The organism is Chitinophagaceae bacterium, from assembly GCA_016713085.1.
In the GTDB taxonomy this organism is placed as follows: domain Bacteria; phylum Bacteroidota; class Bacteroidia; order Chitinophagales; family Chitinophagaceae; genus Lacibacter.
Genome location: JADJPV010000002.1, coordinates 632,458 through 654,220, shown reverse-complemented (window position 1 = coordinate 654,220; position 21,763 = coordinate 632,458). Strand labels below are relative to the sequence as shown.

The window sequence follows — 21,763 nt, the reverse complement described above, 5'->3', positions numbered from 1 at the left end:
ATACATAAAGTACCTGATTGACAACAGTTTTCATGTTCAATACCAATTATTAAATCATTCGAAAAAGGAATGGAAAAAAAGCTGATTTTAGTAAGGATGATTGGTACTGATTAAAATAAGAACGAGGATTTTATACTCGATTGAGAGGGACTCGTACTAAGGGTAGCTGTAGTGGTCGGATTCAATCTTTCGTAAAAATAGTGTTATTCTTCAAAAAAACAAATATTCTGTTTCAGGAAACAGAATATTTAATATGAAAGCTGAAAATCAACCGTAACGCTTGATGATTTATGCAGCTCCTATTAATTGTTCAATATATTTTCTGCTTTTCTTTTTTTTGATCTCAATCTCCCTTTTCCTTGATTCGGCAAGATTGTTATACATTTCCTTATAAACTAAAACCCAAGGGATACCAGTTTTTGTAAATTTCTCTTTCCCCCGGTTGTGTTCAGATAAACGCCTTTCTAAATCTGGTGTTGACCCGACATAATACTTGTTCAGCTTTACACTAAATAATATGTAGCAATATGCCTCCATAAAAAAATCCCGTTGTTTAACGGGATTTGCTTTTTGTGAACCGGATTGGATTCGAACCAATGACCCTCAGCTTAGAAGGCTGATGCTCTATCCAACTGAGCTACCGGTCCAGTTGTTTTTATTCAGTAGTCTTTCCTTCAATGACCCTCCCGATCTTAAATCGGGATGCTCTATCCAACTGAGCTACCGGTCCAGTTGGTTTTATTCAGTAGTCTTTCCTTCAATGACCCTCCCGATCTTAAATCGGGATGTTCTATCCAACTGAGCTATCGGTCCAGTTGTTTTTATTCAGTAGTCTTTCCTTCAATGACCCTCCCGATCTTAAATCGGGATGCTCTATCCAACTGAGCTACCGGTCCAGTTTTTTTGAGAAGAGTGTGCAAAGATAATTTTTAGTACCATTGCATCCAAACCATTGTTCATGGACGTTCAGATTGAAGAAAGCTGGAAGCAGGAACTGAAACAGGAATTCACCAAATCCTATTTTCAGCAGATCGTTGCATTTCTGAAAACAGAAAGAATCCAGGGCAAAACCATCTTTCCGCCCGGGCCACTCATCTTTAATGCCTTTACGCAAACTCCTTTTGATAAAGTAAAAGTGGTAATCATTGGCCAGGACCCTTACCATGGACCCGGCCAGGCACATGGACTTTGTTTTTCTGTACAGGACGGCATTCAGCCACCACCCTCTCTTATTAATGTTTACAAAGAAATTGAAAGTGATCTTGGTACGGGTATGCCTGCCCGTTATGGAAACCTGACCAAATGGGCGCAGCAGGGCGTACTATTACTGAATGCATTCTTAACTGTAAGAGCAAATGAACCGGCCAGTCATTCAAAAATTGGCTGGGAAGAATTTACCAATGCTGTCATCAGGAAAATATCCGACGATAAAAAGGGTGTTGTTTTTTTATTGTGGGGAAAATTTGCACAGGAAAAACAAAGCCTGATAGATGAAACCAAACATCATGTATTAAAAGCAGCCCACCCCTCGCCTTTCAGTGTTGAAAAAGGTTTCTATGGCTGTAAACATTTTTCAAAAACCAATGAACTGTTATTGAAACAGGGCCTTGAACCAATTGACTGGAAACTACCATGAATCTGATCAAAAATATACTGGGAAGAATATTTGCCGTTTGGGCAATGCTGTTATTTGTCATTACCATGTTGCTCATATTATTGCCAACATGGGCGATGGGTTTATTAAAAGAACCGAAACGTACACATTGGTTTATTCAGCTTTCAAGAATATGGATTGGCACATGGTTGCCCTTAGCCGGTATTCGGTTAAAAATAAAAGGAAGAGAGAAATTTAAGAAGGGAGAGAATTATGTGGTAGTTTGTAATCATAATTCTTTCATGGATGTTCCCGTAATGTCACCAGGTATGCCAGGACCAAAAGGAAACAAAACCATTGCAAAAATTGAAATGGCAAGGATTCCGCTCTTTGGTTTGATTTACAAAAGAGGAAGTGTACTGGTTGACAGAAAAAGTGAAGAAAGCAGACTGAAGAGTTACACCTACATGAAGCGTGTACTGGAAATGGGATTGCATATGTGCATTTATCCCGAAGGCACACGTAACAAAACCGATCTTCCCTTAAAAGAATTTAAAGATGGTGCCTTTCGCCTGGCCATTGAAACAAAAAAAGCAATTATCCCTGCTGTGTTATTCAATACAAGAAAAGTATTACCGGTGAATAAAACGTTTTTCTTCTGGCCCTCAAAAATTGAAATGCATTTTTTAGCACCTGTTGAAACAGCTCATTTGAGTATTGCTGATACAAAACAATTACGTCAACAGGTTTTTTGATTTGATGTGGAAGTATATTGAAGAAAACAAAGTATAATTTCTTACTGCGGGTAAGTATAGAAAGATCTTGACCGGTTAATCCGAAGATCACGAAGCATACCTGATTTTGGACTGATGGACACACTAAACGAACGGTAATACCCAATTGGAGTTACATTGATAGATAATTGCCAGCAATGCAGATCTCTTGAAATGGAAGTAGTAAGGTATTGGATCTTCATCGTCTGAATATCAAAATTTCCGCTTGCCTGCACTTTCCATTTTTCAGTGAGATTAAAATCACCATTAAAATTTACTGACTGTGTTAACTTGGTTTCAAAACCCGAATAATCAAGTTTTAGTTGCCTGTTTAATTGCAAAGAGTATGAAAGATTAATACTCCAGGGAATATTAAAATCGGCAAACTCATCCGGGTTGCGTTGAATAACCCCCATCTCCCTGCTTGCATCATCATAATCATTGCGCTGATCTTTCTGATACTGTTCCTTTTCTTTCTGCTTCTTCTCATCTTTTGGCTTACTCTTGAATTGAGTATTTAAAGAAAGAAAGCCACTGGTAAAATGTCCCAATGAAAATTTATCCCCACCCTGCCATGCATACTTATTAATCCTGAAGCCGGTCTTCGGATCAAGCTGATAAGGTGTGATATTTGCTCCTGCTGTTAAACTGATTTTTTCAAACAGATTACTGCGCAGGTAAAAATTGAAGTCACTCATAGCAAACGAATCAGCTAATAAATTATAACCTGCGCTCATACCAAAGCCATCAATCAGCCGTACTTTTTTGATTCATTTTCACCGGTAGTGTCTTTTTTGTCCTTCATTTTCATTTCCAGATTATTATCAATCGAAAAGCTCACAAACCCCGATCTTCCTTCCGGAATATTCGCTACTGGATAACCATTGAACTTGTCAAACCACATCTCCCTTCCTGTTGAATCAACCTGTGCCCTGTACCATTTATTTTTATTGATATCGGGTTTATAACTTAAACCAATGGATGGTCTGATCACATGCCGCAATGCCTGCACATTTCCTTTCTTCTTAAAGTTCATAGTCCCGAATAATGCCGTACTGAAGTTTAATCCAAAACTGATTTGCCTCTCAGGATAAAATCCTTTTTGTCCAACCGTTTCTGCAGTTTTTGTTGCGGGATTCCATTTACGGATGAATGTGCGTGAATGCCATGTTTCATCAAAACTGATGGCAGGACCAATCTGCAAAGGTCCCATTGGTGGCAATGATAACTGAATTGGAATGCTGTGTCTTGCACTCCAGTCGAATGTATCAATGAGTTGTTTTAAACTGAAGGCACTGTCGTAAAACGAAAACTGGTTACGGAAACTTCCATTATAGGAAACCCCTAATTTCTCATACCATTTAGGAGTACCAACAAATTCCTTTTTCTGAAAAGGATACAATGTATTTACCGTAAAGCCAACATCAGGCAGGTTTACATTAAACAATCTTGTTAATGTGTTTTGCGTATGATTGGCACTCATCGTTAAATTAAACGGCTTGCCTGCCCATGTTCGCTGGTAAGCAATAGAAGAACTCAGGTTATTATTAAAATTCTGCTGTGCATTGGAAGGGAAAAATTTATTAAACAAACTGGTGGCAACGTTTACACTGGCACTGAATGTTTGCCCCGGTCTTGCTTTACCATCAACACTGTGATTCCATTGAACAGAAAAGTTGCGGCTTGGTGGCTGATAGTCAGGGTCACCTTTAAAGCCAATCTTATTGTTCATATAACTCAGGTTAAAACCTCCCTGGTACCTGTACCGCTTCCGGTAAGTAGGTGAAAGAAAAATATTATACGAGCCGTACGAATAAATATTGGTGCGGATGGTTGCATCCCAGTAATCGCCAAAGGTTTTATAATAACCCAATCCCTCCAGTCCAAAACCCAATTGAATATTGGCCACCGGAGAAGGTGTTAATATTCCGGTACGCCTGCCCTGTTTCATTGGAAACAAACCAAACGGTAAACCAACTGGAATGGGAATACCTTCAAACTCAGGACGGATTAAACCTGTAACCGCCATATTGTTGCTGATAAATTTTACCTTATTAGCCTTGAATGCAAAATGGGGGGTATCATAATTACAGGATGTAAATCTTGCTTTCTCTGCAAAAAAAACGGTGGGGCTGATTCTCTTTACTTTCTCTCCATAGATATACATCTCCCCTTCCTGTGTATAGGTGCCGATTGTTAAACCTCTCTGCGTTTTAAAATTATAACGGATGGTATCAGATGTAAATGCACTTTCTCCCTGTTTAAATGCAGGAACCCCTACAGGAAGGTTAGCCGAATCTCTTACTGAGTAGGCCGTAAGTATCTGTGTTGGCTGATTTAATTCAATGATAGCTGCATCAAGGCTTACATCTTTAAACTTTACAGAAGCTTTGTTATAGAGATATATTTTCTGTCCGGGTATATCAATCACCATGGAATCTTCTGCTTCAAAATCAACAGGAGCATCAATGGAATCTTTTGAAATTTTCAGGTTGAATGTATCACTCTTCTGTACAGTTGAATCATTTATCTGCAATGAATCTGTACTGACTGAATCCTTTTGAACCGGAATTGTATCATTTAACATATTTTTTGCTGCCGCTGAATCCCTGTCGGGTTGAATAAGAGGCTTCCTCTCAACAGGTTTCTTTTTTGCAGGAGAAGGCACCGTATCAGTCTGTAAAAATGTTAAAGCACCAAAAAAAGAGGAATGGTTTTGAAATGCAGCATGCCCCTGCAACGTTATGCCATAGAGCAGGATTGCAGCCAGGGCAGCAATCAATACAGATTTATAATTAACTTTACAACGATAGTTCATGATGCAGTAGCGGCAAAAATAACCACAATTGCATTAACGAACTGTGAATGTTAGAGTAAACCACTAAACCCAAAGAAATTCCGGCATGAACAAAAATTGGTTACCCGGGCTTGCATCACTTGTAATGATCAGCCTTGTTATTTTATCATTCGTTGTTAAAACAGAACCCTCAACTCTGAAGGTTTCAAAAATAAAAACAATCATTGTAGATGCAGGCCACGGCTTCAGATGTGAAAATGGCTGCAGGCATGGAGCCTTTGGAACTGAAACATCTGAAGATGAAGTAACCTATGCGGTAGCCAAAAAAGTGGTGGAAGAAATTCAAAAAGAAATGCCTGATGTGAAGGTGCTTGAATCACGCCCCACACCCCATTTTGTAGAAAACAGGGCAAGGGCAGAATTTGCTAACAATAACAAAGGCGATCTGTTTGTTTCCATTCATTGCAATTTCGCTCCTAAACTGAGAGAAGTAAGGCGTGAAGGCTCCCGTAAAGAAACCTACTATGTATATACCGGTAAGGGAAAAAAGAAAAAGAAGATCAAAAAAACAAGAACAGTTCCTGTTTATAAAACCTTTTATCATCCCAACCCAGCCAATGGTACCGAAACTTATGTGTTTGCAGCACATAAAACAGATGATAAAGAAGAAATCATTATGGAAAACGGTGATGTATTCCAGAATGAAACAGATGACAGCACACTTGTAACAGATATTAATGACCCCATTGTGAAACAGCGTGTGGCCCTGTGGACCAAGCAATTCTTTTCAAGCAGCGTTAAACTGGCCTCTATTGCAGAAGAGGAATTTGTAAACATTGGCCGTTTCAGCCGCGGAGTAAAACAACGTCAGAAAGGTATTTGGGTATTGCAGGCAACAGCCATGCCCAGTATATTAATAGAGTTGGGCTTTCTCTCCTATCGGCCGGAGGAAGAGTTTTTAATGAGCCCCAACGGTCAGCAAACAATGGCAGAAGGTATTACACGAGCCATTAAACGATACAAAGACCTGGTGGAAAAAACACCAACTGTTCAAAATACCAATAACGGTAAAAAGTAATCGTTGAAAGAGATTTTAACGTGAGTTTCTATCTATCTTCTTTGCAGCGGGCAAACATTTCTTATTTTTGATCTGTACTGAACCATCCATTCACAGGTTTCAGTGAAAAACTCATTAACAAATGATGAAAGTTTCAAACGAAACCAAAGTAGGCGCCTTAACCGTTATTGCCGTTACCTTACTGGTGCTGGGATATAATTTCCTGAAAGGAAAAAGTCTCCTTAAAAAATCAAATGTGATTTATGCCCGCTTCACCGACGTTGGTGCGCTGGAAATTTCAAATATGGTAAAGATTAAAGGATTCCGAATCGGCAATGTGTATAAGATCGACAACATGGACAAGGATGTGAGCGAAGTAATTGTGACCATTAACATGACTGAAGACATCAACATCCCTAAGAATTCAGTTGCAATAATCAACAGCAGTCTTACAGGAAGTGCTTCAATCAGCGTACTTCCCGGAAATGCAACCAGTTTTATTTCCTTTGGCGATACCCTTCAGAGCAGCAGCAACCCTGATATACTTTCCAAAGTAATGACCAGCGTTGACCCCGTAATGGCGAATGTAAAACAGGCAATCGATTCACTGAAACAAGTATTGAGTAACCTCAACAGTGTTTTTGACGAACATACAAAAGCAAACCTGAAAGCTGTTATTGCCAATTTAAAAACATCATCCGATAATTTGACGGTTATGCTGAACAGCAAAAATGGGGCGTTGGCAAAAACATTAAACAATGTTGAAACCTTTACCACCAATCTTAATGGCAACAACGAAAAGCTGAACACAACCATTGAGAACCTGAAAAACACTTCTCAAAAACTATCTGAAGTTGAAATAAAAGAAACTGTTGCAAATCTCAATAATACCATCACACAACTGCAGGGTATTTTACAGAAAGCAAATAAAGGAGAAGGATCACTTGGATTACTGATCAACGATCCAAAACTGTATAACAATCTTCAGAATACAAGCAGGAGTTTGAATATTCTGGTTGATGATCTGAAACTTCATCCCAAACGTTATGTAAGTCTCTCCATCTTCGGAAAAAAAGATAAAACAGAACCGCTGAAAGCTCCTTTGGCCGATAGCATTAACAATCAAAAATAAATTACGTGCAACGCATTGGCCTGTTGTGTTTGTTGGTTGTTTGTTTCAGTGCCGTTCATGCACAAACGAAATCGCCTCCTCCCCGTCCCTCACAAACAAGTGATACAGTGAGAGTGGTTGAAATATTAAATGCAGATCAGTTCTTCTTCAAAACAGTTGACTCTGCTACGCAACTTCAAATTTTAAAAGGAAATGTAAGGATCAGGCAGGGCATCACCATCTTTACTGCCGACAGTGTGGTGTATAATGAAAAGACCAACTTTATGCAGGCCTATGGCAATGTGCATATCAAAGATGCGGACTCTACCAATATATACTCCCAATACCTGCAATACGACGGAACAAAGAAACTTGCCACATTTAAAGACAAAGTAAAACTCAGTGATGGCAACAGTATCTTATACACGGAGGATATGGATTATGATATGAATGGCAAAGTGGGTACTTACAGGAATGGTGGAAGAATAGAAAGTAAACAGACTACTCTTACCAGCAGAGAAGGATTTTATTATGCTGATATTAAAGATGTGTACTTTATTGGCAATGTAAAAATGAGTGACCCTGAAGTGGCGCTGGCAAGCGACTCCTTATTATATAACACCACCAGCCAAGTGGCAACCTTTATTGCCCCTACAACAATAAAAACAGGAAAATCAATCATTAATACAAAGGATGGCTACTATGATCTGAAACTGAAGAAAGCAAAATTCGGCAGCCGCTCCATTATGCAGGACAGTACTTCCTACATGATTTCAGATGACTTTGCCTTTGATGATAAAACAGGTTTTGGCGAAGCAAAAGGGAATGTTCAATACAGGGATACTGCACAGGGATTTATGCTTTTCAGTAACCGTGTATTCTTTAATAAACAGACAAAGAATTTCCTTGCAACAGAAAAACCGGTAATGGTTGTGGTGCAGGAAAAAGATTCTATTTATATAGCTGCAGATACAATTTACTCAGGTCTTGTAAAAGATTTAGCATTAATGAAAGGCGGCTATATCAAAGCATTTGATACAGTAAAAGGAGTGAACATAATAAAAGTTGATTCCTTACTGGCCACGAAGGATACAGTTGCTCTAATACTGAAAGATTCAAATGCAGTAGTAATAAAAGACACCATAGCTATTGCTCAGCAAGATACTATTGCGATTGTTCAAAAAGATACAATCGCTATTACTCCGGTTGTGCCGCCTGTTATTGTTAAAGATTCAAACCTGGCGAAACAGGATAGCATTGCCATTACAAAACCTCTGATAAAAAACAGGCAGCGGCCTGTTCTTCAAAAAGATCCTGTTCCTGTTCTAAAAAAAGACAGCATTGCGATTGCTGCAACAGATTCAGTAATCATAAAGAAAATACGACCCAAAGAAGAAACAGATACCATGCGGTTTATTACTGCCTTCAGGCATGTTCGCATTTTTAATGATTCGTTACAGGCAGTGGCCGACAGTATGTTTTATTCGGGTGTAGACAGTGTGTTTGAATTATATTATGACCCGATTGCATGGAGTAAAGGAAGCCAGATAACCGGCGACACTATTTATGTGTACTTGGAAAATAAAAAGCCGAAGCGTTTATATGTGTTTGAAAATGGATTGATGATCCAGAATGTAAAAGAAAGTGCAGGCTTCTTTAACCAGATCAGGGGACGTACCATTAATGGATATTTTACTGATGGCGAACTGGATTATGTAAGAGCCAAAGGGACAGCAGAAACGATTTATTATGTGCAGGATAATGACAGTGCTTTTGTTGCCATGAACCGCACCGCTGCAGATATGATTGATATGTACTTTGAAAAAGGACGGCAAAAAAGTAAAATTTACCCGACAACCAAAGGGGACAATGTACCCTATCCGCCAGTTACCGGAAGATCAAAAAAATTACCTTCCTTTCAATGGTTGGAAAACAAACGGCCAAAAAATAAACTGGAGTTGTTTCTCTGACAAACAGCATTCTTTCCTTTTCTTCTTTTTACTTTAAGGATTCTTTCACACAGCTCAGAAGCCCTTCTGCCGTTATAGTTGCGTCTGTCATTTACAGTCCTGTTCTTTGCCTGTTTTAAAATTTTCACAAAAGAAAAAACTAAAAAGCATTGGCATCATTTTCGAAGGATTAAAGACAACTTATAAACTATGATGCAGAAACTTACATTCATATCTATTCTATCCGTTTTTATTTTTTGCAGTAAAGCAGATGCACAATATACGCATCAGTTGGGTGTACGTTTAGGAAGTGCCGACCAGGTTGTTGCAACAGGCTTTACATACCGTTATCATTTTAATGGCAACAAAGCTGTTGAAGGAATTCTCAATCTGCAAAATCCTGCTTCAGCAGCTGTGCTGTATGAAATCTTCAATCCCATTCCTGCCATTCAGAATCTTTCCTGGTATTATGGAGGCGGTGCATTTGTTGGGTTTAAAGGTGTCGATAATCTTGGTATCACAGGCATTGCCGGTGTAGACTACCAGTTTTCAGAAGTACCAATTAATTTATCCATTGACTGGAAACCTGAGTTAACAGTTATCAACGCAGTTCGTTTCAGGGCATCAACTGTTGCAGTATCAGTTCGCTTTTCATTTCTTAAAAAATAATTGTGGTTCTCTTTGGTCTCGAAAGGTCTGATTTTTTATCAGGCCTTTTTTTTTCATCATTGTTGAGTTAACTTTATTATATGAAGATTTTTTCAGCCAGTCAGATCCGGGCATGGGATGCTTATACCATTGAACAGGAACCCGTGCTTTCTGTTGATTTAATGGAAAGAGCCGCTTTAAAATGTACCGAATGGCTTATTCATAATCATCATGCCAAACAGCCGCTGCATATCTTTTGCGGCAAAGGAAACAACGGAGGAGATGGATTGGCAATTGCAAGATTATTAATACAAAAAGGATGTAAAGTGAGTGTTTACATTCTTGAATTTGGTCATAAAGGCACAGATGATTTCCAGGTTAACTTACACCGCCTGCACCAGGTAACAACATCAATTCATTTCCTGCAAACAGCAGAAGCATTTCCGTTATTAACAGCAGATGATACAGTGATTGATGCCATGTTTGGTACCGGCCTTAATAAAGCGCCTGATGGAATTACCGCTGATCTGATCAATCATATCAATCACTCACCCGCCACCGTTATTTCAATCGATATTCCTACCGGGATGATCACTGATAAAAGTTGTAAAGATGCTACGGTTATACATGCACAGTATACACTGTGCTTTCAGGTATATAAAGAATGTTTTCTGATGCCTGAAAATGAAGAAGCCTGTGGTGAAGTGCATTTACTCAACATTGGTTTGCATCCGGATTATTATAAGAATACAATTGCTGCTGCACAACTTATTGACCAGGAAATCATCCAGCAAATTTATCATAAACGAAAAGCATTTTCACATAAGGGACATTTTGGACATGCATTGCTTGTTGCCGGAAGCTTTGGAAAAATAGGTGCTGCTGTTTTAAGTGCAGAAGCTTGTTTACGCAGCGGTGTTGGATTGGTTACAGTGCATGCACCATCCTGCGGAGTTGAAATTTTACAAACGTCTGTTCCTGAAGCAATGGTTGATGCCGATACTGAACTGCATATTATAACATCCTTACCAAAAGATTTAATTCGTTATGCGGCTATTGGCATTGGGCCCGGCATTGGACTGCATGAAACAACTGCAGATCTGCTGATGCAGCTCTTACATAAAACTCATCAGCCAATGGTCATTGATGCAGATGCATTGAATTTATTATCCATCAAAAAAAACCTGGCAACTCATCTGCATGAAGATTGTATCCTCACCCCCCATCCAAAAGAATTTGAACGCCTGTTTGGAACAACTGCCAATGACTTTGAACGGAAAGAGTTAGCAATGAAAAAAGCTGAAGAACTGAATTGCGTTATTATTTTAAAAGGTCATCATACATTCATTGGCTGTGCTAACGGTAATGCATGGTTTAACAGCACCGGCAATTCTGGAATGGCAACTGCCGGAAGTGGTGATGTGCTCACAGGAATTCTAACCGGCTTGCTGGCACAGGGTTACTCAGCCGAAGAAGCAGCTCTGCTGGGCGTTTACCTGCATGGATTGGCAGGAGATATTGCAGCAGCTCATTTATCGCAGGAAGCTATGATTGCAGGTGATATCAGTAAACATCTGGGAAAAGCTTTCCTTCAAATTTCCCAAACAAACTGATCAATGCAGCAACAGCAAATGAAAAGCATTCCTGTTGTTTGTATGTTTTCCCTGTTAATGTTCTGTTCAGCATTGTATGCACAGGATGATGATTCATTGGAAAACAAAAATCATCTCATTGCATTACCGGTTATCTCCCGTTCCATTGAAACAGACTGGTCCTTTGGCGCAGGTGGCACTTATACTTTTTACACAACAAGAAAAAAAGATTCATCTACACGCACTTCTTCTATCCGTTTTCTTGGCACTTACTCATTACGAAAACAGTTTTTATTTACTATCAACGGACCTGTGTTTTTTCCCGGCGAACGTTATATTTTAAACAGCCATCTTTCATTCAGTTCTTTTCCGGATAAATTCTGGGGGCTGGGAAATCAAACAAAAAACAGTGATGCAGAAGAATATATTTTTAAGCAGTATTATATTCACCTGCATGGCGAACGCTTAATTGCTCATAAGTTTTTTATTGGATTGATGTACGATTTTCAAAGGGTCATCAGCATTGCAGTAGAACAGGGAGGTTTGTTTGATCAGCAAAATGTTGCAGGCAAAACACCTTACCAGGTTTCCGGTTTGGGTTTAAGTCTTTCATGGGATACACGTAACAATACATTCTGGCCAACAAAAGGAAACTATCTTTCGCTGCAGGCAATTCATTTTACAAATCTTCTTTTATCTGATCACCGTTACACAAATTTTATTGTTGATGCCCGCTGGTACAAACGCATCATTCAAAAACAAATACTCGCTGTGCAGGCGTATGGATTTTTTAATACAGGAACGGATGTACCAATCAGAAGCCTTGCCTCACTGGGTGGCTCCGACAGAATGCGGGGTTATTACAGTGGCCGTTACCGTGATAATCATTTACTGAGTGTGCAGGCCGAATACAGGGTGCCTGTTTACAAACGCTTCAGTGCAGTTGGGTTTACCGGTATTGGTGATGTAGCAGGAAAGTTCAGCACAATTTCTATGCAGAATCTTAAATATTCTTACGGCGGTGGTTTACGTTTTGCTGTAAACAAAAATGAAAAACTGCATATCCGCCTGGATTATGGATTTGGAAAAGGAAAAGGCAACCAGGGTTTTTATCTGCAGTTTGGTGAAGCCTTTTAAAAAAATAAGGCAGTCCCGCAGATGCGGAACCGCCTTGAACTTAAAACCCCTGTCCGAAGACAGGCGGGAAAATCAAAACTTAACTGATCTTAATTTCCTGTTCTTTTGTTTGTGCACCTGCAATTACAGGTAAGGTTACCTGCAATACACCATCTTCATACTTTGCTGAAATAGCAGAAGCATCAATGGTTTCATCCAGTGTAAATGTGCGAACAAAACCTCCCCTGCTGTATTCACGCAGTACCCAGTTAAACCTGGGGAATCCTTCAGGTGGTGTATAGGAAACAACTAATTCATTTCCTTTTACATTCACCGCAAAATTTTCTTTGATGCGGCCCGGTGCAAATACCAGCATTTCATAACTGGTTTCTGTTTTGTAAATGTTTACAGCGGCTCTTTGTAATGAACGGTAAAGCAGGTGCCGTTTGCTGCTTCCGTAATGATCGCCTTTTGCGGCGTGTGACTGATTGTACATCGTCTTTTGTTTTAAATGAAAAATAGATTCACATGTAAGAAGACGAACGGAAGGAGAAAATACTTTTATGGTTTGAAATAATTTCAGTAATCACTGATTCAGTTTCTATTCATGACTAAAGCCAATCTGCTTTTTTAATACATGACCCCGGCCTTAAGGCCGGGGTCATGATGCAACTATTTAATGGCTTTAGCCATGATCAAAAATTAATACAACTTTATTCTGCCCCTTCTTTTTTTTCAGTAAAAGCATCTGCTTTTCTTCCGGGGAAATGTCCGCAGCGCCGATCCCATTCCTGTTTAAACTTCGCTTTATCTTCATCACTCATTCCTGCCCATTTCTGTTTCCATGCATGTCCGCCACCCCAGCGGTGACCTCCACCTTTCCACATACCGCCAACTAAAATTCTGCTGAGTACTAATAAGCCAAGTCCCTGCCAGAAACTGATGACTCCTGCTCCTGCTGCGGGAACCAAAATCGCATTCCATAATAACATCACGATCCATCCAAATAAGGAAGCGCCTGCAATCACAACTAAAGGAATCAGGGCAAACCACTTTTTCTTTCTGTTCATCATCGTCTTAAAATTTAATCGTTTAAAAATTCATTGTATAAGTTCTCAAGCCGGTTACGCAGATGCTGCACTGCATACCGCTTGCGGGATATAATCGTTTTCAATTTTTCATTTTCATTATCTGCAATTTGCTGCAGCGTCATTTCCTCCAGTTCATTCCACACAAAAACATTTCGCTGGTTAACAGGTAATTCTTCCAGTGCATCCATCAATGCCTCCCAGAACATCCGCTGCATATAAGACGTTTCAGCTGTTTCTTCTTTGCTTTGTAAAAGATTGGAGAAAAACGAAACACCTTCTTCATCTTCAAATCCAAAATCATCAATCAGGCTTGACTGCTTTTTTCTTGAGCGGTCGATGATCCGGTTCCTGGCCACCCGGTATAACCATCCGCTGATGCTGTCAATGGTTTCAATGGCCGGTTGGTTGCTGAGCTGGTACCACACATCCTGCAGAATATCTTCCGCATCCTCATCCGTTTTTACACGACTCCGTATAAAGCCAAACAATTGCCTGCCATAGCTACTGATCGCCTCGATGATATTTTGCTGTCGTGCCATTGCCTCCATGCCATCGTCCATTTGTAAGGAAGACGGCGGAATGTAGATTTTACTTTAAAGTTGGGGAAAAAAGCAGAACCGATTGAAAGTTGCGGAAAGATACCATCCGTTTTTCCTTGTTAATTTGTGGCCCATACATTAAAAGGCCCCGATCAGATTCGATTGTAAAAGAGGTACAAATCAGCAAAAAGGAAGAAAAAATCTTTAACATAAGAAATCCCGGCAGTAACTGTCGGGATTTTTTATGTTGTTTGCCGGTATTTCCCTTTTGTAACAACAAGAATATATTGACCCGCCCTTATTCCCGTTACATTAAGCTTGTATTGTTTTTGATTGTTTAGAAACTTCCATTCTTTTACTACTAACAACCCTGAGTTTACTCTGTTTGGTTCCAGAATTCCGAATATATTGTTTACATAAGCCCTGTAGTTAGTATCAATTTCTGCATAGGCTGGTGGAGTAAAAGTTTGGGAGTAGGGCAAAAGAACAGAAAACAGCAATGAAGCTGTAAGCAGGAGTTTTTTCATTTTAGTTAGTTTAAGTAAAAGTTGATTTTTAAGAGATATTAATATCTTATATCAAAACGACCTTCAGTAATGGTTACTTTTTCGCCTGCAAAAGTTGATGCTGTAAAAGAAAATCGTCCGGATAGTATACGTAAAGACTGATTATGTTTAGTGATAAACAACTCTCCCTGATCACTTGAAAGTATTTGGTATAAAAAAAGGTCCAATCCATATTGTCCTTTTGCAAAACCTTTCTGTTTTACCAATTGATATGTATTTCCTTCAACAAGTAATAAACTATCTGTTGTAATTGCAACACGTGGCAATACATTTGAAGACCGATCTACCGCCGCAATATTTAAAAACCACCCTCCTCCAGGCCCATTACCTAAAAAAAGATATTCGGTTTTCAGCCCAGATAATCCACCGCCATCTTTCGGAATAAAAACTTCTCCGTCAATTTTACAACCAAAGGTCATTGCGCCAGTAGTTGTTTCAGGTGGGAGTTGTGGCTCGGCTTTGGTATTATCTTTTTTACACTTTAGGCTAAGGAAAAGGAGAGCAGAAAACAGGAGAATAAGAGTGCATTTTGCCTTCATGTAAGTGTTTTAAATAAGAGTGCTTCTTTAAGCCCACAGAAAGTTAAGATTAAAAAAACAATGTAAAGAATACCAGGATTAAAAAAGATTATAGTTTTCAAAGATTAGATGAAAACCATTACAGTGTTTTTTTTTAAATGAAAGAAAATGTTTAATTCGGAAAAAATAACAATGGCATACAGAATCCTGCCGCTGGCGTTGCTCTTAACTTAAAGATTTTGTCCCTTAGCCCCGCTAAATGCGGTAAGGGCAGTACTGCGGAGAGCCGGAACCGATGCTGATGAGTAGTTTGTTGCTGACCGCCCCAAATGACTTCTTCCTGTTTTTCCCCAACAGCCCCCTCACGCCCGATTTTAGCCCCATTCCCCTATCTTTGCCGTCCCTAAAAAAGTCAAAAACTTAGAATAACTACTTATGCAGAATTTGATTTATCTCGTTCCCGCAATGGCAGTGATTGGACTGCTGTACATGTTTGTAAAGTTCAACTGGGTATCTAAACAGGATCCGGGTAACGAACGCATGCAGGAAATCAGCAAGCATATTGCCGATGGCGCAATGGCTTTCTTAAAAGCAGAATGGAAAATCCTCGGTTATTTTGTGGTAATCGTTGCTATTCTTTTAGCTGTGATGTCAATGGCCAATGCCAACAGTCACTGGAGCATCGCTGTTGCTTTTGTAATAGGTGCCGTGTTCAGTGCCACTGCCGGTTATATTGGTATGAAGATCGCAACCAAAAGTAATGTACGCACTGCCCAGGCTGCCCGTACCAGTTTAAGCAAAGCCTTAAACGTATCCTTCACCGGTGGTTCTGTAATGGGACTTGGTGTGGCCGGTTTAGCTGTACTTGGTTTGGGTGGATTGTTCATTATTCTAAAAGCGATCTTTGTTCCGGATGGTGCAAATGTAAACGGGCATGAAATGCTCAGAACAATTGAAGTACTTACCGGTTTCTCACTGGGTGCAGAATCAATTGCATTGTTTGCCCGTGTGGGTGGTGGTATTTATACAAAAGCTGCTGATGTTGGTGCCGATTTAGTTGGTAAAGTGGAAGCAGGTATTCCTGAAGATGATCCACGTAACCCTGCAACCATTGCAGATAACGTAGGTGATAACGTGGGTGATGTTGCCGGTATGGGCGCCGATCTGTTCGGTTCTTATGTGGCAACTGTTTTGGCTACAATGGTACTGGGACAGGAAACAATTTCTGTTGATAAGTTTGGCGGCATGGCTCCTATCTTATTACCAATGATCATTGCAGGTACAGGTATTCTTTTTTCAATCGTTGGTACATGGATGGTTCGTGTTAGTGATAATGCAGGTATCAATACAGATAATGTACAGAAAGCATTGAACATGGGTAACTGGGGATCAATCATCCTCACAGCCATTGCTTCTATTGGATTAGTATATTTTATTCTTCCCGATACAATGATTCTGCGTGGTGCAACCTTCACTAAATGGGGTGTACTCGGTGCTATTGCTGTTGGTTTGGTGGTTGGTGCATTAATGAGCATCATCACTGAATATTATACGGCCATGGGTAAACGCCCTGTGCTGAGCATCATCCGTCAATCATCTACAGGTCATGCAACCAATGTAATTGGAGGTTTGGCTATTGGTATGGAATCAACCTTCTTACCCATTCTTGTTTTGGCTGGTGGCATCTGGGGTTCATTTGAATGTGCAGGTTTATATGGTGTGGCGATAGCAGCCGCAGGTATGATGGCCACTACTGCCATGCAGTTAGCCATTGATGCTTTTGGACCAATTGCCGATAACGCAGGTGGTATTGCTGAAATGAGTGAACTTCCAAAAGAAGTACGTGAAAAAACCGACGTTCTTGATGCGGTTGGTAATACAACTGCTGCAACAGGTAAAGGTTTTGCCATTGCATCAGCAGCATTAACTTCCCTTGCCTTATTTGCAGCCTTTGTTGGTGTTGCAGGAATTACAGGTATTGATATTTACAAAGCAAAAGTGCTTTCTTCTCTTTTTGTAGGAGCAATGATTCCGTTCATCTTTTCCTCACTGGCGATTACAGCGGTTGGACAGGCAGCGATGGCAATGGTAGAAGAAGTTCGCCGCCAGTTCCGTACCATTCCCGGTATCATGGAAGGTACAGGACAACCTGAGTATGATAAATGTGTTGCCATCTCAACAGAAGCTTCAATTAAGAAGATGATGTTACCGGGTGCAATTGCAATTGTATCTCCTTTGTTAATGGGCTTCTTACTCGGACCTGAAGCATTGGGTGGTTTCCTCGCCGGTGCTACTGTAAGCGGTGTATTGATGGGAATGTTCCAGAACAATGCAGGTGGTGCATGGGATAATGCCAAGAAGAGTTTTGAAAAAGGTGTGGAGATTAATGGTGAAATTTTTTATAAGAAATCTGATCCGCATAAAGCATCAGTAACTGGTGATACAGTTGGTGATCCGTTTAAAGATACTTCCGGCCCTTCTATGAACATCCTCATTAAATTAATGTCGATTGTTTCATTGGTGATTGCCCCTTCCCTTGCACAGATGTACGGTACAAAGGCACAGGACAAGCATACTGAAACGGTTGAAGTAAGGATTGAGCAGAAAGAAGGCAAGGAAGCAGAAATGAAACTGGAGAATCCTTTTCTCGAAGCATTAAAAAAGGACAGCCTTATCAAAGTAAGTGGATTTACTGTTAAGTTGAAAAACGACAGTCTTATCATTAATAATGTTTTGCAATCGAAGGAAGTGCTGGACAAATACCGTTCATTACTGAATGGCAAAACAGAGCTTGATGTAAAAGTAAACGTCGAAAAATTATAAGTCAATTATGCAACCATATTGTTTGATTAACTCTCTTTAGAGCGTCTAATCAGACCATTATCATTGCCCCTGCATTTCTATGCGGGGGCGTTTTTTTTAGCCGATTTCCCATGTGACCGTATGTTAATTTATTTCAAATTTTACCAGCGGCATTTGTTTTTACAGCTCAGGTTGTATATTTGATACGAAACAAGTCGTATAACATGAGCAGCAAGCAAACAAAACCTACAGAAAGCGAATTGGAAATCCTTCGGGTATTATGGGAACGTGGCGAAGCAACGGTAAGAGATGTACATGAAGAATTAAGCAAAACCAAAGATGCAGGCTATACCACCACCCTGAAACTGATGCAGATCATGCATGAAAAAGGATTGGTGAAAAGAGATGAGAGCAGCAAAACGCACAAATACACTCCCCTTATTTCCCGTGAAAAAACCCAGAGGCAGTTTATGGGTAAAATGATCGATACCCTTTTCCAGGGCTCATCCACTCAACTGGTGATGCAGGCACTGGGCAATCACAAGACCTCAAAGGAAGAGTTAGACGAAATTCAAAAACTAATTGATAACCTGAAACAGCAGTAATATGCAGCATCTGTTTCAATCAGCTTTTTTACAGGCCCTTGGCAAAGCTATTGCCGACAGCATCTGGCAAATGGGATTATTGTTTCTCGTTTACCAGGTTCTCGTATTTACAGTACGTATAAAACAGGCTGCTGCAAAAAACTTATTGAGCAGCGTATTCGCATTAGGCGGGTTTGCCTGGTTTATTTCAGACATCTTTCTGCACTGGAATAAACAACTGAAACAAACTGCATCCTTAGTAATTGAAGATGCCGGAATAAATAATTCCCTGCTCACTGCATTTACAAATGATAACCGCTGGCAGTTATTTTTTAACTGGATCGAATACAAACTTCATTTCATTCTGCCCTATCTTTCTGTTGCTTACCTGTTTGTTCTGTTATGGTTTGCCACAAAACTGTTTGTACAGTTACATGCAACCAATTCACTCCGCAATAAAGGTGTATCAACTGTAAGCGATGAACTGCAATCCTTCTTTCAGTTCCTGGTTCAGTCAATGGGTTTGCAGAAATCCGTGCAGCTTTTCATCAGTAAACAAATTGATATTCCTGCTACACTTGGTTTTTTAAAACCAATTGTACTTCTGCCTGTATCGGCTGTTACACATCTTACTCCTGCTCAGCTGGAGGCAGTATTGCTTCATGAGCTGGCGCATATAAAACGAAATGATTATTTCTGGAACCTCTTGCTGTCGGTTGCAGAAACCATGCTCTTCTTCAATCCATTTGCTTTATTGCTGATGGGTATTGCCAGAAGAGAACGGGAAAACAGTTGCGATGACCAGGTAATGAGTTTTCAACAAAATGCAGCAGTATATGCCGAAGCATTGCTGACGGTAGAAAAAGTAAGAGTACAAAATCCACAGCTGGCAATGGGGCTGGGTGATAATAAACAGCACCTCATGCTCAGGGTAAAACGTATTCTGAATTTACCGGCAGAAAAAAACAAAATAAGTACACGATTGCTTGCGCTGGTATTCTTTACCCTTCTCTTTGCACTTACCGGCTGGATCATCAGGGACAGAAAACAGGCTGTTGTAAAAGAACAGAAAACAGAACAGAATACGATTGCACACAATACAAAAGTGGTTTATGTAAAGCCAGGTGCTCTGTTGAAAAAAACGAATCAAACAGTTTTTTTACGTGATGAAAAAAGAAAGCTTCGTCTTGAACTGAAGAATGAATTGAATGAAGAAAAACTGGTTGTTTGGGATGAGCAGGGAGGTGAACAATTAGAATTTGATAAAGTCATCTTCAATGATCTTCCTGCTGAATGGATGGAACGTTTTGTTCAGCCTTACGGCAAAGAAATTCCATCACCCGATTTGTTGATGGCAAAAGAACAGGAGTTTATATTTATGATGAAGCAGGATTCTTTGCGCCAAAATCAAACACGTTACAGAACAGCAGAAGCTGATTTCTATAAAAAAGTACAGAACCTTCATGAAAAAAAATTATTGACCAGGACCTTCCCGTTAAATCAGATGACAGTCCACATCAAAAAAAACTGGGACAAAGATTCTTTATTCAATAAAATGAAACCCTTTTTCCCCGAAGGTTTTGTATGGAATGAAGATATGCATGAGGGAGCATTTCACTTTACTTATCCGCCCGAAGAATTCCAAAGAAACAAAGAACAGATTGCTGAAGAAATAAACAGACAGCAGCAGCAAAGAAAAACAAAACTTCTTTACAGAAAGAACCAGACAAGGGATTCATCTAATGAAAAATTAAAAGAACGGTTCAGAACTGCTCCTGCTTTTGCTTATATGAATGATTACCCCACACCGGAAGAAAAAAGAATGAATGAAGAAAGAATCAGTATCATTATAGAGAACAATAACCTGTACATCAAAGAAATCAATCAGCAACCGGCTGATTCATTAAACAAGCATCAACCACATCCACCAAAAAAAATCATCAAACGGTTAGAAATAATCAGGCTGTAAGTTTTACCATACTCTGCGTGGACAGAGATCACCGTATTTATTACCAATCATAAACCCAAGTACAATTTCATGTGTCCCTCTCTGCATGTATTGCAACAGGTATTTTGAATTATTCACATCATAAGAATATCCAATATTAAACGTATTGGAAATATTCACACCGGCCATAGCAGCAAACCCTTCCTTTACTCTGTAATTACCCCCCACCCAAAACCGGTCCTGGTATTGTGCTTTTACTGTAAAATCAACAAACAGGGGCATGCTTGGAATATAGCGCAGCATAACAGATGGAATAATGTTTACATCATCACCAGCCATAAAGCGGTAACCGGTTGTAGCAAAGAAATGAGGTACCAATGTTGATTTATAAAAATCATTCGTAACTAATGTTACTTTTTGCGGAATGATCTGCTGGGCAGAGAACCCGGCAAAAAAACGATCTGAATACAACCACAATCCTGCATTCAATTCCGGTTTAACTTTTCGTAACTCCTGTGCAACACCACCAATAGCAGGATCAACAGGGTTCGCTAATTCAATTTTACTTGCATCAATACTGATTGCTGATATACCTGCGGCAAAACCTGCTGACAAATTCAGCTTGGGTGTTAAGCCCAGGTGATACGCATACGATACTGTTGCATAGGTTCTGTTGATATAACCTGTTTTATAATTGATGATGGTTGCCCCCACTCCATGATGCGGTTCAGACGCATTGTATTCTTCCCAGTAAGATCTTCCTCTTGGATTTTCTCCCGGCACCTCAAATGAAGTTGGACTTGTTCGGTAATCCTGTTTGCCGATTGGTGCATGTATGGTTGCATAAATTGTTTTGGGTGCACCCGGAAAACCCACCCATTGATTACGGTAACTCAGTTTAATATCTGTATAATTTTCAATTCCTGTTAAGGCAGGATTAATAATATAGTTGTTAAGTATATACTGTGTATAATGCGGCCGTTGCTGGGCGAAATTTTTTTCTGCCGCTCCCATCAGCACTGAAAAACAAACAACAAAAACACAAATCTTTTTTCCCATTGTCATCAAAATAATTTTC

The 21,763-nt window shown here is 39.7% G+C and carries 20 protein-coding genes and 1 tRNA gene; 11 read left to right on the top strand and 10 right to left on the bottom strand.

Annotated features, from left to right (window positions below):
* Positions 1 to 288 precede the first annotated feature (288 nt).
* Both IPK31_15630 and IPK31_15625 read right to left on the bottom strand, forming a co-directional pair.
* On the bottom strand, positions 289 to 537 hold the full coding sequence (locus IPK31_15630; protein MBK8089247.1) for a GIY-YIG nuclease family protein: 249 nt from the start codon (positions 535 to 537) through the stop codon (positions 289 to 291).
* A gap of 36 nt (positions 538 to 573) precedes the next feature.
* Positions 574 to 647, bottom strand: a tRNA-Arg gene (locus IPK31_15625).
* A 311-nt stretch (positions 648 to 958) separates the two neighbouring features.
* Between IPK31_15625 and ung the strand changes: the two genes are divergently transcribed.
* Together ung and IPK31_15615 are read left to right on the top strand one after the other, a co-directional pair.
* Positions 959 to 1,636: a uracil-DNA glycosylase gene (gene ung, locus IPK31_15620; GenBank protein MBK8089246.1), complete on the top strand. Its 678-nt coding sequence runs from the start codon at positions 959 to 961 to the stop codon at positions 1,634 to 1,636.
* Positions 1,633 to 2,349 (top strand): 1-acyl-sn-glycerol-3-phosphate acyltransferase, encoded by a 717-nt coding sequence (locus IPK31_15615; protein MBK8089245.1) that lies wholly within the window; start codon positions 1,633 to 1,635, stop codon positions 2,347 to 2,349. The genes ung and IPK31_15615 overlap by 4 nt, the downstream gene beginning before the upstream one ends.
* Before the next feature lie 41 nt (positions 2,350 to 2,390).
* On the opposite strand, the gene IPK31_15610 is transcribed toward IPK31_15615, so the two are convergent.
* The gene (locus tag IPK31_15610; GenBank protein MBK8089244.1) at positions 2,391 to 3,104 is read right to left on the bottom strand and encodes a hypothetical protein; all 714 of its coding nucleotides are present in this window, start codon (positions 3,102 to 3,104) and stop codon (positions 2,391 to 2,393) included.
* Between the two features lie 14 nt (positions 3,105 to 3,118).
* Entirely contained in the window at positions 3,119 to 5,185 is a 2,067-nt protein-coding gene (locus IPK31_15605; protein ID MBK8089243.1) for an LPS-assembly protein LptD, read from the bottom strand.
* An 85-nt stretch (positions 5,186 to 5,270) separates the two neighbouring features.
* Between IPK31_15605 and IPK31_15600 the strand changes: the two genes are divergently transcribed.
* From IPK31_15600 to IPK31_15575, 6 genes are all read left to right on the top strand, one after another.
* A complete protein-coding gene (locus IPK31_15600; GenBank protein MBK8089242.1) occupies positions 5,271 to 6,242 on the top strand; it encodes an N-acetylmuramoyl-L-alanine amidase in 972 nt (323 codons plus the stop codon).
* A gap of 121 nt (positions 6,243 to 6,363) precedes the next feature.
* The gene (locus IPK31_15595) at positions 6,364 to 7,353 is read left to right on the top strand and encodes an MCE family protein (protein MBK8089241.1); all 990 of its coding nucleotides are present in this window, start codon (positions 6,364 to 6,366) and stop codon (positions 7,351 to 7,353) included.
* A 5-nt stretch (positions 7,354 to 7,358) separates the two neighbouring features.
* A complete protein-coding gene (gene lptC / locus IPK31_15590; GenBank protein ID MBK8089240.1) occupies positions 7,359 to 9,302 on the top strand; it encodes an LPS export ABC transporter periplasmic protein LptC in 1,944 nt (647 codons plus the stop codon).
* 189 nt (positions 9,303 to 9,491) lie between these two features.
* Complete coding sequence (locus IPK31_15585; protein MBK8089239.1) at positions 9,492 to 9,950, top strand: hypothetical protein; 459 nt, start codon at positions 9,492 to 9,494, stop codon at positions 9,948 to 9,950.
* Between the two features lie 80 nt (positions 9,951 to 10,030).
* A complete protein-coding gene (locus IPK31_15580; protein ID MBK8089238.1) occupies positions 10,031 to 11,542 on the top strand; it encodes an NAD(P)H-hydrate dehydratase in 1,512 nt (503 codons plus the stop codon).
* Positions 11,543 to 11,599: 57 nt separating this feature from the next.
* The gene (locus IPK31_15575; GenBank protein MBK8089237.1) at positions 11,600 to 12,658 is read left to right on the top strand and encodes a BamA/TamA family outer membrane protein; all 1,059 of its coding nucleotides are present in this window, start codon (positions 11,600 to 11,602) and stop codon (positions 12,656 to 12,658) included.
* Positions 12,659 to 12,737: 79 nt separating this feature from the next.
* On the opposite strand, the gene IPK31_15570 is transcribed toward IPK31_15575, so the two are convergent.
* The 5 genes from IPK31_15570 to IPK31_15550 form a co-directional block, all read right to left on the bottom strand.
* Positions 12,738 to 13,133, bottom strand: coding sequence for an Hsp20/alpha crystallin family protein (locus tag IPK31_15570; GenBank protein MBK8089236.1), 396 nt, complete (start codon positions 13,131 to 13,133; stop codon positions 12,738 to 12,740).
* 217 nt (positions 13,134 to 13,350) lie between these two features.
* Positions 13,351 to 13,629: a hypothetical protein gene (locus tag IPK31_15565; protein ID MBK8089235.1), complete on the bottom strand. Its 279-nt coding sequence runs from the start codon at positions 13,627 to 13,629 to the stop codon at positions 13,351 to 13,353.
* A 92-nt stretch (positions 13,630 to 13,721) separates the two neighbouring features.
* Positions 13,722 to 14,267 carry a sigma-70 family RNA polymerase sigma factor gene (locus IPK31_15560; protein ID MBK8089234.1) on the bottom strand — a complete coding sequence of 182 codons (546 nt, stop codon included), beginning with the start codon at positions 14,265 to 14,267 and terminating at the stop codon, positions 13,722 to 13,724.
* Between the two features lie 242 nt (positions 14,268 to 14,509).
* On the bottom strand, positions 14,510 to 14,794 hold the full coding sequence (locus tag IPK31_15555; GenBank protein MBK8089233.1) for a hypothetical protein: 285 nt from the start codon (positions 14,792 to 14,794) through the stop codon (positions 14,510 to 14,512).
* Between the two features lie 38 nt (positions 14,795 to 14,832).
* The gene (locus IPK31_15550; protein ID MBK8089232.1) at positions 14,833 to 15,372 is read right to left on the bottom strand and encodes a hypothetical protein; all 540 of its coding nucleotides are present in this window, start codon (positions 15,370 to 15,372) and stop codon (positions 14,833 to 14,835) included.
* A 414-nt stretch (positions 15,373 to 15,786) separates the two neighbouring features.
* Here IPK31_15550 and IPK31_15545 point away from each other — a divergent pair, with 414 nt between their 5' ends.
* The 3 genes from IPK31_15545 to IPK31_15535 all read left to right on the top strand — a co-directional run bounded on the left by IPK31_15545 (position 15,787) and on the right by IPK31_15535 (position 20,706).
* Positions 15,787 to 18,174 carry a sodium-translocating pyrophosphatase gene (locus IPK31_15545; protein MBK8089231.1) on the top strand — a complete coding sequence of 796 codons (2,388 nt, stop codon included), beginning with the start codon at positions 15,787 to 15,789 and terminating at the stop codon, positions 18,172 to 18,174.
* 203 nt (positions 18,175 to 18,377) lie between these two features.
* A complete protein-coding gene (locus tag IPK31_15540) occupies positions 18,378 to 18,758 on the top strand; it encodes a BlaI/MecI/CopY family transcriptional regulator (protein MBK8089230.1) in 381 nt (126 codons plus the stop codon).
* Between the two features lies 1 nt (position 18,759).
* Positions 18,760 to 20,706 carry a M48 family metalloprotease gene (locus IPK31_15535; protein ID MBK8089229.1) on the top strand — a complete coding sequence of 649 codons (1,947 nt, stop codon included), beginning with the start codon at positions 18,760 to 18,762 and terminating at the stop codon, positions 20,704 to 20,706.
* Positions 20,707 to 20,709: 3 nt separating this feature from the next.
* Here the strand turns inward: IPK31_15535 and IPK31_15530 are convergent, their stop codons facing one another.
* Positions 20,710 to 21,744 (bottom strand): type IX secretion system membrane protein PorP/SprF, encoded by a 1,035-nt coding sequence (locus IPK31_15530; GenBank protein MBK8089228.1) that lies wholly within the window; start codon positions 21,742 to 21,744, stop codon positions 20,710 to 20,712.
* Between the last annotated feature and the right edge of the window lie 19 nt (positions 21,745 to 21,763).

Bases quoted from the DNA above. Each gene is read 5' to 3' on its own strand.
- IPK31_15565 (MBK8089235.1), bottom strand. From the start codon at position 13,629: ATGTTATTATGGAATGCGATTTTGGTTCCCGCAGCAGGAGCAGGAGTC.
- IPK31_15550 (MBK8089232.1), bottom strand. From the start codon at position 15,372: ATGAAGGCAAAATGCACTCTTATTCTCCTGTTTTCTGCTCTCCTTTTC.
- IPK31_15530 (MBK8089228.1), bottom strand. From the start codon at position 21,744: ATGGGAAAAAAGATTTGTGTTTTTGTTGTTTGTTTTTCAGTGCTGATG.
- IPK31_15610 (MBK8089244.1), bottom strand. From the start codon at position 3,104: ATGAGCGCAGGTTATAATTTATTAGCTGATTCGTTTGCTATGAGTGAC.
- IPK31_15600 (MBK8089242.1), top strand. From the start codon at position 5,271: ATGAACAAAAATTGGTTACCCGGGCTTGCATCACTTGTAATGATCAGC.
- IPK31_15580 (MBK8089238.1), top strand. From the start codon at position 10,031: ATGAAGATTTTTTCAGCCAGTCAGATCCGGGCATGGGATGCTTATACC.
- IPK31_15570 (MBK8089236.1), bottom strand. From the start codon at position 13,133: ATGTACAATCAGTCACACGCCGCAAAAGGCGATCATTACGGAAGCAGC.
- IPK31_15555 (MBK8089233.1), bottom strand. From the start codon at position 14,794: ATGAAAAAACTCCTGCTTACAGCTTCATTGCTGTTTTCTGTTCTTTTG.
- IPK31_15605 (MBK8089243.1), bottom strand. From the start codon at position 5,185: ATGAACTATCGTTGTAAAGTTAATTATAAATCTGTATTGATTGCTGCC.
- IPK31_15560 (MBK8089234.1), bottom strand. From the start codon at position 14,267: ATGGCACGACAGCAAAATATCATCGAGGCGATCAGTAGCTATGGCAGG.
- IPK31_15535 (MBK8089229.1), top strand. From the start codon at position 18,760: ATGCAGCATCTGTTTCAATCAGCTTTTTTACAGGCCCTTGGCAAAGCT.
- IPK31_15545 (MBK8089231.1), top strand. From the start codon at position 15,787: ATGCAGAATTTGATTTATCTCGTTCCCGCAATGGCAGTGATTGGACTG.
- IPK31_15540 (MBK8089230.1), top strand. From the start codon at position 18,378: ATGAGCAGCAAGCAAACAAAACCTACAGAAAGCGAATTGGAAATCCTT.
- IPK31_15585 (MBK8089239.1), top strand. From the start codon at position 9,492: ATGATGCAGAAACTTACATTCATATCTATTCTATCCGTTTTTATTTTT.
- IPK31_15575 (MBK8089237.1), top strand. From the start codon at position 11,600: ATGTTCTGTTCAGCATTGTATGCACAGGATGATGATTCATTGGAAAAC.
- IPK31_15595 (MBK8089241.1), top strand. From the start codon at position 6,364: ATGATGAAAGTTTCAAACGAAACCAAAGTAGGCGCCTTAACCGTTATT.
- IPK31_15630 (MBK8089247.1), bottom strand. From the start codon at position 537: ATGGAGGCATATTGCTACATATTATTTAGTGTAAAGCTGAACAAGTAT.
- ung (MBK8089246.1), top strand. From the start codon at position 959: ATGGACGTTCAGATTGAAGAAAGCTGGAAGCAGGAACTGAAACAGGAA.
- IPK31_15615 (MBK8089245.1), top strand. From the start codon at position 1,633: ATGAATCTGATCAAAAATATACTGGGAAGAATATTTGCCGTTTGGGCA.